This window comes from Nocardia sp. NPDC059228 (assembly GCF_042754245.1).
Lineage (GTDB): Bacteria > Actinomycetota > Actinomycetes > Mycobacteriales > Mycobacteriaceae > Nocardia.
Window position 1 is genome coordinate 449,539 of sequence record NZ_JBHZAL010000001.1, and the last position, 13,048, is coordinate 462,586.

The following is a 13,048-nucleotide window of genomic DNA, read 5'->3' on the forward strand; positions in this document are numbered from 1 at the left end:
GCAGTACGCGGCAGAGCATGGGGGAGGACAGGTGCCGGGGGCAGGCAATCTCGGCCACTATCGACTCGTCGAACTGATCGGGCGGGGCGGTATGGGCCAGGTGTGGCTGGCCGAGGACACCCACCTCGAACGGGAAGTCGCGCTGAAGCTGCTCCCCGTCGAGCTCGCCAGCGACCAGGACTACCGGCGGCGGTTCGAACGCGAGGCCCGGCTGGCCGCACGACTGCGCGGACCGCATGTGGTGCCCATCCACGCCTTCGGCGAACTCGACGGCCGCCTGTACATCGACATGGAGCTGATCGAAGGCTCCGATCTGAGCAAGACCCTGCGCGAGGTGGGCTCGCTCCCACCCGACCGCGCGGTCGACCTCATCACCCAGATCGCGGAAGCCCTCGACATCGCGCACCGGGCGGGCCTGGTGCACCGGGATGTGAAGCCCTCCAACGTCCTCACCCTCCCCAGCGGCTTCGCCTACCTCATCGACTTCGGCATCGCCCGCGGTGTCGGCCAGGCCACCATCACCAGTACCGGTGTGGCAGTGGGTACCTGGGCCTACATGGCTCCCGAGCGCTACTCCGGCGCCGAGGACCTCCGCTCCGACGTGTACTCGCTGGCCTGCCTGCTCTACGAAACCCTGGTCGGCGCCAAGCCTTTCACCCAGGCAGATCCCGTCCAGCAGATGGCCGCCCACCTCACCACCGACCCGCCCCGCGCCAGCGACCACAACTCGCTGATCCCCGCCGCCCTCGACGCCGTCATCGCGCGCGGCCTGGCCAAGGACCCGGACCACCGCTTCCAGAGCGCCGGAGCCCTGGCGGCGGCCGCCCGCGCCGCTCTGGATTCCCGGCCCGCCCCGCGCACCGGCCCGGCCCCGCCGACTGCCAAATGGGATAGCCCGGAACCGTTTCCGAGCTATGGCGCGGCGGGCGGGCGGCAGTATCCGACGCCGCCCGGGGCTTCCACATCCTCGCCCCGCAACCGCATCCCGACCGTGCTCACACCTCCACCGGGTGGGTTGGCCGCGGGCGCGACCCCGTACGGCGGAATCCCAGGCGGTGCGATGCCGCCACCGCCCGGCCGGTCGGGGAGCGGAACGGCCGGAGCCGGCTATCCGTCGCAACCCCGAGACCGCGCACCGACTCCGGGCGGTTCCGGTGACCTGGTCCGGGGCGCGACGCCGCCGCCCGGCGGTACGCCGGGATCGATGGCCGGGCCGGTCTCCGAACGTGTGCCTCGACCCCATTCTGGACAGCCGCCGGTCGTCTCCGCCGGAATGTCCTGGGGCGCAACGGCTCATCCGGGAGTCGTCGCGCGATTGCCCGGTGACGGCATGCCGGCCTACGGCGCGGCAATGGGGAGTCACGCCGTAGGCGCGGGGAATTCGGTAAGGCCTGTACGGATCAGCGCCGGCCGGGTGTTGTGGTGGATCCTGCTGGTGCTGCTCATCGCGTTCTTCGGGCTCTTCACGGCGGCCGGTATCGACGTGCTGGTCACCGAGACCAAGGGCGGTGTGACGGATTTCGTCGCGACCATCGTCGCGCTGGTGGTATTCGTCGCACCGCTGGCCGTGTTCGTGTGGCTGGGGTGGCGTGAGGTCAAGAGGTTTCGTTCGCGCCGCCGCTGAAACCGGATCGCGGGTGTGCCGGGTGCGCACGCGGATCGGCGCGGCCGGGTTGGCCGGTCGCGCCGAATCAGGGTGGTGCGCTCAGCAGTTGCGGAGTTCCGGGCTCTGGTTGAGCAGCTGGGCGCGGGTGGAGATGAAGGTGGTGTAGGTGTCGCCGCCGACCGAGGTGAGTGGGAAGGCCGCCACCCGGTGACAGTTCTGGAAGGCGAGCTTGATGCCGAAGTGGCGTTCCAGGCCGCCGCGGATGGCGTCGGAGGCCATGGCGCGCAACAGCTGGCCGCGGGCGGTCTCGTCCGGCGGGGGAATGGTGTTGTCGGCGTATTCCGCCGTGCCGGAACGCAGATCGGCGGCTACCCGGCTGACGACCTCGTAGGCGTAGGGCAGCGAATTACGGACGCATTCGACGAACTCTGCGTCGCTGACTTCACCGCGTTCGGCGCGCTCGAGTAGTGCGGTAGGTACGTCGAGTGACATATCGCTCTCCTCATGGGATGGCGGAAGGTGTCAGCCGATTGTAGATGAAAAACGTTGTCAATAACTCTGAATTCGCAGCGAAAGTACCCGTTCCAGAGCATTCTTCGCATCCGCCGACAGTGTGCGCACCAGCTCGCCCGCCGGTAGCTCGGGCGTCAGCGAATGTGCCTGACCGGCCCAGAGATTCACCTCGTCGGCATTGCCGGCCGCCCGCGCGGCCGCCCGCAAAGGCCCGGTGGCGTAATGGATCTCGGGGTAGGCGACCGGAGCGTCGGGGTGTTCCACCATGAACCGGTTGCGCAGCCCGCGCGCCCGCCGCCCGGTGAAGGCGCGGGTCAGCATGGTCGGTGTCGGCTCGGCGATGGCGTCCCGGACAACCGGCGCGGTCCCGGCCTCGGGGCAGCGCAGGAACGCGGTGCCGAGCTGCGCCGCCGCCGCGCCCGCGCACAGCACCCCCGCGACCGCCGCCCCGGTCGCGATGCCGCCCGCCGCCACGATCGGTGTGTCCACCGCGGCGCGCAGCAGTTGCAGCAGGGCCAGCAGCCCCAGCGGGTCGGCGAGGTCGTCGGCCGGATCGTCGACGAAGACGCCGCGGTGCCCGCCCGCCTCCGCGCCCTGTGCGATCAGCACGTCCGCGCCCGCGGCGACCGCTTGCCGGGCCTCGGCCACGGTCGTGACCGTCACCCACACCTCGGACCCGGCCGCGTGCAGGCGCGCGATCTCCCCGGCGGTCGGGCAGCCGAAGGTGCTGGACACCACCGGCACGGGATCGGCGATCAGCAGGTCCAGCTTGGCGGCCCAGTCGTCGCTGTCGTGGCGGGCCTCGCCGAGCGGGAACTCGGCCGCCAGCGTCCTTATATATGTATCGAACCGATCGGTCGGACTCGGTTCGGAGGGATAGAACAGATTGACCCCGAACGCTCCGGAGGTCAGCGCCCGCGTGGCCTTGATCCGGGCGGCCAATTCGCTCGCGGGCAGGTATCCGGCGGCCACGAAGCCCAGCCCGCCGGCCTCGGTCACGGCGGCGGCCAGTTCGGGGGTGGACGGTCCGCCCGCCATGGGGGCAAGAACGATCGGCGTATCCAACTCGTCGAGAACCATCTCGCCAGTGTGCGCCTTCGGTTACGGTTTGTGACCGAGGGTTCGAGTACTCGACCTGGCGTTATCGCACAAAAGGTTGCGAATTGGTCACGAGCGAGTACTGTTTCCGTCACAGCGATGCCGAATCGTTACCGGACCCACCGAACGCTAGGACTTGCAGTGCCGCACCATCGAACGACCGCGAACTCTGTCACAGTCATGGAACTACTCGGTGATTCCGGTGTGGGCAGCACTGTCACCCTGTCGCGCCGACGCCACCGGGCCGAACCCTCCACCGCCGAGCGCGTGAAGACCGCCGCGGGTGTGGCCGTCGCCGCCGGCGCCCTGATCGGCACCGGAACCCAGCTGGTCCCGGCCCTGGCGCACGCCGCGCCGCTGCTACCCACGCACGACGAGAAGCCCGCCACCATCGGCGAGGACGTCGCCCCGGTCGAACAGGCCGACCTCGATCTGAAGCAGGCCAGGGACTCCGCCCCCGCGGCGCAGACCCCGCAGGCTCAGCCGATCGCGGCCACCACGCCCGACCCGGCCCCGTTCGGCCTGCAGAACCTGCCGCCGGAGATCTCCGCGCCGCTGCAGCAGGCCGAGCAGACCCTCAAGAACCTCCAGCAGCAGCTGAACCCGGGCCCGAACGTGGTCAAGCCGGTCGACGGCCAGCTCACCTCCGGCTTCGGCATGCGCTGGGGCGCAATGCATTACGGCATCGACTTCGCCGACCCGATCGGCACGCCGATCCGCTCGGTCATGGGCGGCGAGGTCATCTCCGCCGGCCCCGCCGCGGGCTTCGGCCTCTGGGTGCGCGTCAAGCAGGACGACGGCACCACCGCGGTCTACGGCCACGTCAACGACATGTACGTGACCGTCGGCCAGCGGGTGAGCGCCGGCGATGTCATCGCCTCCGTGGGAAACCGCGGAAACTCCACAGGTCCCCATCTGCACCTCGAGATCTGGGACGCCGCCGACAACAAGATGGATCCGCTGCCATGGCTAGCCAGCAAGGGCGTTCTCATGCAGCAGCAGTGGGGACCGGACCAGTAGACCGTTCACCGCTGCCCTCGGCCGGACGCTTTCCGGACCGGCGCCCGCCAGTGGGTGCGGTGACGACACTGGACGAACTCTTCGACCCGGCCTCCGTGCCCGGCCGCTCCTACGCGGTGCTCGTGCAGCACCCGCGCTCGACCGTGCTCGAGGTGGCCGAGCGGCTGGCCATCCCGCCGCGCGTGGCCGAGGCCGCGCTGGAGGCGCTGTGCCAGCTCGAGGCCGCGGTGCGCCTCACCGACGGCAAGGGCGTGGTGCGGTTCGACGCGCATGCGCCGGAAGCCTTGTCGGAGGCCGAGACTCGTCGGCGCAATCAGGACATGCTGCGCATGCAGTCGGCCGCCGCACGCCTGGGCGAGACCTTCCGCTCGGTGCGCCGCACCACCGATGCCGACGGCGCGGTGGTGGCGGTCTATGAACGCCGCCAGCTGCTGGCCGATTTCGAGGACCTGCAGCACACCGCGCACGCCTGCGTGAAGGTGGTGGAGCGCGGCCCGTTCCTCTCCGACGTGGAGACCGAGGAGCGGATGTTCGAGCTGAAGTCCTCGCGTATCACGGCGGGCATCGCCTACCGCACCCTGTACCAGGAGACCATCTACCAGGACCCGGAGCGGCTGCGCCATGTCCTGTCCACCAATGCGATTGGGGCGCAAGCGCGTACGCTGCCCGATCCGCCCATGAAGCTGATCGTCGCCGACGATCGGCGCGCGGTGCTGGTGCTGCACACCGACGAGCGCCGCGGCGACCCCATGGGCGTGCGCGTCGGTCCGTCGCCCACGCTGGACCTGCTGGTCAAGACCTTCGACTCGCTGTGGCTGATGGCCACGCCGATCTCGGTGAACCCGGCCGAAGCCCTCGACGAGCGCGACAAGGCCATCCTGACGCTGATGAGCATGGGCGCCACCGACGACACCATCGCCCGCCGGCTCGGCCTCTCGCGCCGAACGGTGGTGCGCCGCACCGCGAGTCTGCTCGAGCGCCTGGGCGCCAGCACGCGGTTCCAGGCCGGCGTGCAGGCGACACGCCGCGGCTGGCTCTGAACCGCTGTGGCGCAAGTCACTTCATAGCAACAATCATTGCTGCTCAGCGATAGTCACTGTGCTCGGGCCGCTCGAGGCCGCTCCCGAGCATCGATATGATTGTTTGATCCGCTCACCCGTTGGCGATCCATAGGGAACAAGACGCCATTTTTCGTGGGTCGGGCCGAGTGTCTTCGGCCTGCGGAAAAGATGAACCCGAGAGGTGAATGCACGCGAATGGATACTGCCCGCCGTACAGCTCGCGGTAATCGTCGGCGTCGGTCCGGCAGCCCACTCTTCGGGCAGTTGCTCACCGCCGCGGTCGAGTCCGCCGCCGACGACGTCGCCATCCGGTTCAATCCCACTGGAAACCCGGCCGACCAGCGCGAAATCAGCTACCGCGAACTCGATGCCGGGTCCTCGCAGCTCGCCCGGGAATTGATCGGCCGCGGCGTCGGCCCCGGCGACATGGTCGCGATCGGCATCACCCGCTCCATCGAATCGGTGCTGTCGGTCTGGGCCATCGCCAAGACGGGCGCCGCCTACGTGCCGGTCGATCCGGCCTATCCGCCCGATCGCATCGAACACCTGCTCACCGACTCCGGCGCGGTGCTGGGCCTGACGACGCGGGAGTACCGCGCCGCGCTGGGCACCGCCGCCGAGTGGATCGAACTGGACGATCCGGCGCACGCGCAGCGCATCGCCGCGCACCCGGATCACCCCATCTCCTACGCCGACCGGCCGGGCACGCTCACCGAGCAGCATCCGGCCTATGTCATCTACACCTCCGGGTCGACCGGAAAGCCCAAGGGCGTGGTGGTCACCCACACCGGCCTGGCCGGGCTGGTGGCCGCCGAGCGGGAGCACTACGCGGTCACCGCGGATTCGCGTGTGCTGCACGTCTGCTCGCCGAGCTTCGACGTCTCGGTGCTGGAACTGCTGCTGACCTTCACCGCCGGTGCGACCCTCGTCATCGCACCGGCCGGGGTTTTCGGCGGCGTGGAACTGGCCGAGCTGCTGGGCCGCGAGGCCGTCACCCATGTGCTGATCACCCCGGGCGCACTGGAATCGGTGGATCCGGCCGGGCTGACCGAGCTGACCACCGTGGTGGTGGCCGGTGACAAGTTCGGCCCGGAACTGGTGTCGCGCTGGGCGACCGCCGACCGTTCCTTCTACAACGGCTACGGCCCCACCGAGGCGACCATTCTCGCCACCTCGAGCGCCCCGCTGCTGCCCGGCGAGCCGATCACCATCGGCTCGGCCATCCCGGGTGTCGGTGCGTACGTGCTGGATTCGCGCCTGCGGCCGGTGCCGGACGGCGTGGTCGGCGAGCTGTACCTGTCGGGTCCGGCGCTGGCGCAGGGCTACAAGGGGCGGCCGGGGCTGACCTCGGAACGCTTCGTGGCGAGTCCCTTCGGCGAGGCCGCGGGCACGCCGGGCGCACGTCTGTACCGCACCGGCGACCTGGTGCGCCGCACCCCCGCCGAATCGGAAAACCCGGGCGTCATCGAGTACCTGGGCCGCTCCGACTTCCAGGTCAAGATCCGCGGCCTGCGCATCGAACTCGGCGAGATCGACAATGCGCTGAGCGCGCACCCAGACGTGGATTTCGCTGCGACACTGGGCAAGACGCTGCCCTCCGGCGCGACCGCGCTGGTGTCGTACGTGCTGCCGCGGCCGGGCGCGACCCTGGACACCGCGGCGCTGGCGGCGCACGTCGGCGAATCGCTGCCCGCCTACATGGTGCCCGCCGCCCTGCTGGTGCTGGACGAGATTCCGCTGACCCCGGTCGGCAAGCTGGACCGGAATGCCCTGCCGGAACCGGTTTTCGCGGCCCGCGAGTTCCGGGCCCCCGCCACCCGCGCCGAGGAGATCGTCGCGGAAGTGTTCGCCGCCTTGCTGATTCCGGACAACCCGGACGCGCGAGTGGGTGCGGACGACGATTTCTTCGAACTCGGCGGCAACTCGCTGCTGGCCGCACAGGCCGCCGCGCGCATCGGCACCGCACTCGGTGTGCGGGTTCCGGTCCACGTGCTGTTCGAGGGCTCGACCGTGGCCGAGCTGGCCCGGCGGCTCGACGGCGAATCGGCACCGGCCGCCGCCGGACCGGCGCTCGGCTCGCTGCCCCGCCCGAACCGCGTGCCGCTGTCGTTCGCGCAGCAGCGCATGTGGTTCCTCAACCGCTTCGACCCGAACAGCGCGGTCGACAATATGCCGCTCGCGGTACGGCTGTCCGGCGCCCTCGACGTGGACGCCATGCGCGCCGCGGCCGCGGATCTGGTTGCGCGCCACGAGGTCCTGCGCACCATCTACCCGGAGGTCGACGGCGAGGGCTACCAGCTGGTGCTGCCCGCCGGCGATCCGCGCGCGCTACCCGAACTGCCGGTCGCCGACATCGACGCCGCCGAGATCCCGGCCCGGGTGGCCGAGGTGGTCGGCGCCGGCTTCGACGTCACCGCCGCGCCGCCGCTGCGGCTGCGCCTGCTGCGGCTCGCGCCGGACGAGCACGTGCTGGTGGCCGCGATCTATCACATTGCCGCCGATGGTGTTTCGATCGGCGTGCTGGCTCGCGATCTGGTCTCCGCCTACGCCGAGCGCATGCGCGGCGCCGCGCCGCAGTGGGCCCCGCTGGCGGTGCAGTACGCCGATTACGCGGTGTGGCAACGGGAATCGCTGGGCAGCGAGGACGATCCGGAATCGGCGCTGTCCCGCCAGATCGCCTACTGGCGCGAGGCCCTCGCGGACCTGCCCGATGAACTGGTACTGCCCTGGGATCGGCCGCGGCCCGCTGTCGCCTCCTACCGCGGCGGCACCCACTCCTTCCGCATCGACGACGAGATCTACGCGGCCGCCCGGCATTTCGCCGAGACGCACAACGCCACCCTGTTCATGGTCGTGCACTCGGCGCTGGCCGTGCTGCTGGCCCGGCTCTCCGGCACCCGCGACATCGCCATCGGCACGCCGGTGGCCGGACGCGGTGAGGCCGAACTCGACGACCTCATCGGCATGTTCGTCAACACCCTGGTGCTGCGCACCGACATCGACCCGGCCGTCTCCTTCGCGGACCTGGTGGCACGGGTGCGCGAGACCGACGTGCGCGCCTTCGGCCACGCCGACGTGCCGTTCGAGCGCCTGGTGGAACTGCTGGACCCGGCCCGCTCGCAGGCCCGCAATCCGCTGTTCCAGGTCATGCTGACCTTCCAGAACATGGCGCCCACCCGCCTGGAACTGCCGGGGCTCACGGTGGCCGGCGCGGACCTCGAGATCCCGTTCGCCAAGTTCGACCTGCAGCTCACCATGCAGGAGTCGCACGACGAGCACGGCGACGCCACCGGCCTGGCCGCCGAATTCTCCTACGCCCTGGACCTGTTCGACGCCGCCACGGTCGCCGAGCTGGCCGCTCGCTTCCAGCGGGTGCTCGCCGCGGTGACCGCCGCCCCGGCCGCTCCGGTCGGCGATCTCGCGCTGTTCTCCGCGGGGGAACGGCAGCGGGTGCTGGGCGACTGGAACGCCACCGCCTTCGACGTGGCGGCGACGCTGCCGGAAGGCGCTGCGGCGACCCTGGTTTCGCGGTTCGAGTCGCAGGCGGCGGCCACCCCGGACGCCGTCGCGCTGAGCTTCGCGGACGAGACCCTCACCTATCGCGAGCTGTCCGAACGGGCCAATCGCCTGGCGCGGCTGCTCATCGCCGAGGGCGTGGGGCCGGAATCGCTGGTGGCGCTGGCCCTGCGGCGCTCGACGGAACTGGTCGTGGCCATGTACGCGGTGCTGCACGCCGGCGCCGCGTACGTGCCGCTGGACCCGGACCAGCCGCTCGACCGCATCGGCCACATTCTCGACACCGCGCACCCGCGTCTGCTGCTCACCGCCGAGCGGGACGAATTCGACTCCGGCGCACGCGATGTCGCGACGGTCACGGTGGAGCGGGCAGAGGCCGCGGCGCGGTCGCACAGCGGCGCGCCGATCAACGATGCCGAGCGCGTCCGGCCGCTGCGGCCGGAGCACACCGCCTACGTCATCTTCACCTCCGGCTCGACCGGCCGCCCCAAGGGCGTCGCCGTCGAGCACCGGGCCATCGTCAACCGCCTGGCGTGGATGCAGCACGAGTACGCGCTGACCGCGGAAGACGCCGTGCTGCAGAAGACTCCGGCCACCTTCGACGTGTCGGTGTGGGAGTTCTTCTGGCCCTTGCAGACCGGTGCGCGCCTGGTGGTCGCCAAGCCGGACGGGCATCGCGATCCGGTGTACCTGGCGCAGATCATCGCCGGACAGCGCATCACCACAGCGCATTTCGTGCCCTCCATGCTGTCGGCCTTCGTCGCCACCCTGGACAACGACAGCGAGCTCGCGAGTGCGGGCCGCGCGCTGCGGCAGGTGTTCGCCTCCGGTGAGGCGCTGCCCGCGCCCACCGCGCGACAGCTGCGGGAGCTGACCGGTGCGCGGCTGCACAACCTCTACGGTCCGACCGAGGCCGCGGTCGACGTCACCTATCACGAGGTGACCGAGGCCGACACGGTGTCGGTGCCGATCGGCCGCCCAGTCTTCAACACCCGTGTCTACGTGCTGGATTCGCGCCTGAATCCGGTGCCCGTCGGTGTCGCGGGCGAGCTGTATCTCGCCGGTGTGCAGCTGGCGCGCGGCTATGTCGAACGGCCCGACCTGACCGCCGATCGCTTCGTGGCCGATCCATTCGGCACGGGTGAACGGCTGTACCGCACCGGCGATCTCGTGAAGTGGGATGCTGCGGGTGAGCTGGAGTACCTGGGCCGCACCGACTTCCAGGTGAAGCTGCGCGGTCTGCGCATCGAACTCGGTGAGATCGAGGCGGCGCTGCTGGCGCGGCCGGGCGTCGCGCAGTCGGTCGTGGTGGTGCGCGCGGACGCGCACACCGGTGACCAGCTGGTCGGCTACGTGGTGAGCACCGAGGCCACCGCCGAGGAGCTGAAAGTCGGTCTGGCCCGGGCGCTTCCGGCCTACATGGTGCCCAGTGCCATCGTGGTGCTCGACTCGTTCCCGCTCAATGCCTCCGGCAAGCTGGACCGCAAGGCGCTCCCGGCCCCGGTGTTCGAGGCCAAGACCTTCCGCGCGCCCTCGACCCCGATCGAGGAGAGCGTGGCCGATGTCTTCGCCGAACTGCTCGGCGCGGACCGGGTGGGCGCGGACGACGATTTCTTCGAGCTGGGCGGCAACTCGCTCATCGCCACCCGCGCGGTGGCCCGCATCAACGCCGCCCTCGACGCCAATGTGGCCGTGCGCGAACTCTTCGAGACCGCAACGGTTTCCGGCCTGGCGGCGCGTATCGTGCCGGGGGCGGCGACGGGGCTGCGTCCGCCGCTGGTGGCGGGGGAGCGGCCGGCTCGCGTCCCGCTTTCCCTTGCACAGCAGCGCATGTGGGTGCTCAATCAGCTGGACCCGGAGTCCCCGGCCTACAACATCCCGATGGTCATCCGCCTCACCGGCGCACTGGATGTGCCCGCCCTGCGGCACGCCGTCGAGGATGTGCTGACCCGCCACGAGGTGCTGCGTACGCGCTACCCCGAATCGGCTCCGGGCGCACCGGCCTACCAGGAGATCCTCTCGGTCGCCGATGTGCTGCCGCACGGCCTCGAGGTGGAGCGGTCCGGCGATATCGGCGCCCGGGTCGCCGAGCTGGTCGGCACCGGATTCGATGTGGCCCAGCGGGTTCCGGTGCGGGTGCGCCTGATCACCGGCGACGACCCGGACGACTACCTGCTGGTCCTGGTGGCCCACCACATCGCCGCCGACGGCGCCTCCATGGCCCCGCTGGCCCGTGACCTGATGACCGCCTACCTCGCGCACGCCGCCGGCGAGGCCCCGGCGTGGGCGCCGCTGCCGGTGCAGTACGCCGACTACGCGGTGTGGCAGCGGGCTGCCATCGGCGTCGAGGACGACGCGGACTCGCCCGCCGCCGCGCAGGTCGCGTTCTGGCGTGAGCAGCTGGCCGGACTGGCGGACCGCCCGATCCTGCCGCTGGACCGGCCGCGTCCGGCGGCGGCCGCCATGCGCGGCGCGCTGCTCGACTTCACCCTGCCCGCCGAGGTGCACGCGGGGCTGAATCGCCTGGCGCGCAATCACAATGCGTCGCTGTTCATGGTGGTGCACGCGGCGGTGGCGGCCTGGCTGTCGCGGCTGTCGGGCAGCGCCGACATCGTCCTGGGCACGGCGGTCGCCGGGCGCGGCGAGCGCGCGCTCGACGATCTGGTCGGCATGTTCGTCAATACCCTCACCCTGCGCACCCGGGTCGACGCGGCCGCGCCGTTCGACGAGCTGGTCGAGCGGGCCCGCGAGACCGACCTGTCGGCCTTCGCCCACGCGGACGTGCCGTTCGAACGGGTCGCCGAACTCGTCGCGCCCGGCCGGACCGCGGCGAATCCGCTACTGCAGGTGGTGCTTTCGCTGCAGAACACCGAGACCCCGGTGCTGGAGCTGCCGGGCCTCACGGTGGCGGCGGTCGATACCCAGCTGGCGACGGCCAAGTTCGATCTGCAGATCAGCGTGGAACCGCGCCCCGGCGCGGCGGGCGCTGCGGGTGAGCTGGCCGTGATCCTCAACTACGACACCGAGCTGTTCGAGGCATCCTCCATGGAGTCCTTCGGCCGGGCCCTCGAGCGGGTGCTCACCTCGGTCGCCGCGGATCCACAGCTGCCGGTCGGCGACATCGTGCTGGCGGACGCCGCGGAATCCGCTGCGGTGCAGGCACTGTCGCGGCCCGCCCCGGAACCCGCCGGGCTCGGCGTGCGTGGTGCCGCCCTGGCCCAGGTGCTCACCACCGCCGCCGAGGACGACCCGGACGGCCCGGCGCTGGTGTGGGGCGACGAGGCGCTCACCTATCAGGAACTCGACGCCCGCTCCTCCCGGCTGGCCCGGGTGCTCATCGCCCGCGGCAGCGGTCCGGGCACCGGCGTGGTGCTGCGCCTGGACCGCGGCGTCGACCAGGTGGTCGCGGTGTGGGCGGTGCTGAAGGCGGGCACCATGGTGGTGCCCTTCTCCGCCGCGGAAGTCCCGGGCCGGGATGTGAAAGTCGGCATCACCGTCGGCACCGCGCCCGACAGCGTGCGCGGCATCGAGTGGCTGTCGCTCGACGACTCCGAGACGGCGGCCGAGATCGCCGCCGAATCGGCGCGACCGGTCACCTACGCCAACCGGATTCGCGCACTGAGTGGCACCGACGTCGCCTACGCGGCCGCGGACCGGACCCTCACCTACGACGGCCTGGCCGCCGCGGTGGACCGGGCACGCGCCCTCGACCTGACCTTCGAGTCGCGCACCTTCCACCACGGTGCGGCCGATTCGGCGCTGACCCTGATCGAAGTGGTCGCGGCGGGCGCGGTCGGAGCCTCCGTGGTCCTGGTGGATTCGGCCGGACCGGATCTCTCGGAGGCGCTGGCCGACGAGTGGGTCACCCACGTCTTCGCCGACCACGATCGCCTCGGCGAGCTGAATCCCGCTCCGCTCGAGGATCTTCGGGCCGTGGTGCTCGACGCGCCGACGACGGCCGCCGAGCTTTGGACGGACGCCGCCGTGCTCGTCCTGCCCGAATAGCCGGGCGCTAGCGGGTCGTACTCGCGCCGCCGGATCCACCTCCCGGCGGCGCGAGTAGTAGCGAACAGCAATCGCTATGGCGCAGGTCACATGGTGCAACGCCGGGGCCGGGCCGCCGATAGTCCCTCCAGTTCGAGCCGCCGTAGCTGCTGTGCGCGGCTATGCTGTGCCGGTTCGCCCGGGCGAGTCGGTTCGTCGGCCCGGGCTGTCGAAGAAATTCGACGTGTGT

The 13,048-nt window shown here is 71.0% G+C and carries 6 protein-coding genes; 4 read left to right on the forward strand and 2 right to left on the reverse strand.

Going from position 1 to position 13,048, the window contains the following annotated elements; genetic code table 11:
* Window positions 1-31: 31 nt before the first annotated feature.
* Window positions 32-1,624: a protein kinase gene (locus ACFXKA_RS02075; protein ID WP_379425454.1), complete on the forward strand. Its 1,593-nt coding sequence runs from the start codon at window positions 32-34 to the stop codon at window positions 1,622-1,624.
* Window positions 1,625-1,705: 81 nt separating this feature from the next.
* Here ACFXKA_RS02075 and ACFXKA_RS02080 read toward each other — a convergent pair whose 3' ends face one another.
* Together ACFXKA_RS02080 and ACFXKA_RS02085 are read right to left on the reverse strand one after the other, a co-directional pair.
* Entirely contained in the window at window positions 1,706-2,098 is a 393-nt protein-coding gene (locus tag ACFXKA_RS02080; RefSeq protein WP_354830660.1) for an SCO5389 family protein, read from the reverse strand.
* A gap of 57 nt (window positions 2,099-2,155) precedes the next feature.
* The gene (locus ACFXKA_RS02085) at window positions 2,156-3,199 is read right to left on the reverse strand and encodes a nitronate monooxygenase (protein ID WP_379425455.1); all 1,044 of its coding nucleotides are present in this window, start codon (window positions 3,197-3,199) and stop codon (window positions 2,156-2,158) included.
* A gap of 198 nt (window positions 3,200-3,397) precedes the next feature.
* Here ACFXKA_RS02085 and ACFXKA_RS02090 point away from each other — a divergent pair, with 198 nt between their 5' ends.
* From ACFXKA_RS02090 to ACFXKA_RS02100, 3 genes are all read left to right on the forward strand, one after another.
* The gene (locus ACFXKA_RS02090; RefSeq protein WP_379425457.1) at window positions 3,398-4,237 is read left to right on the forward strand and encodes a M23 family metallopeptidase; all 840 of its coding nucleotides are present in this window, start codon (window positions 3,398-3,400) and stop codon (window positions 4,235-4,237) included.
* 59 nt (window positions 4,238-4,296) lie between these two features.
* On the forward strand, window positions 4,297-5,277 hold the full coding sequence (locus ACFXKA_RS02095) for a helix-turn-helix transcriptional regulator (RefSeq protein WP_354830651.1): 981 nt from the start codon (window positions 4,297-4,299) through the stop codon (window positions 5,275-5,277).
* Between the two features lie 216 nt (window positions 5,278-5,493).
* Window positions 5,494-12,819 carry an amino acid adenylation domain-containing protein gene (locus ACFXKA_RS02100; protein WP_379425459.1) on the forward strand — a complete coding sequence of 2,442 codons (7,326 nt, stop codon included), beginning with the start codon at window positions 5,494-5,496 and terminating at the stop codon, window positions 12,817-12,819.
* Window positions 12,820-13,048: the final 229 nt, after the last annotated feature.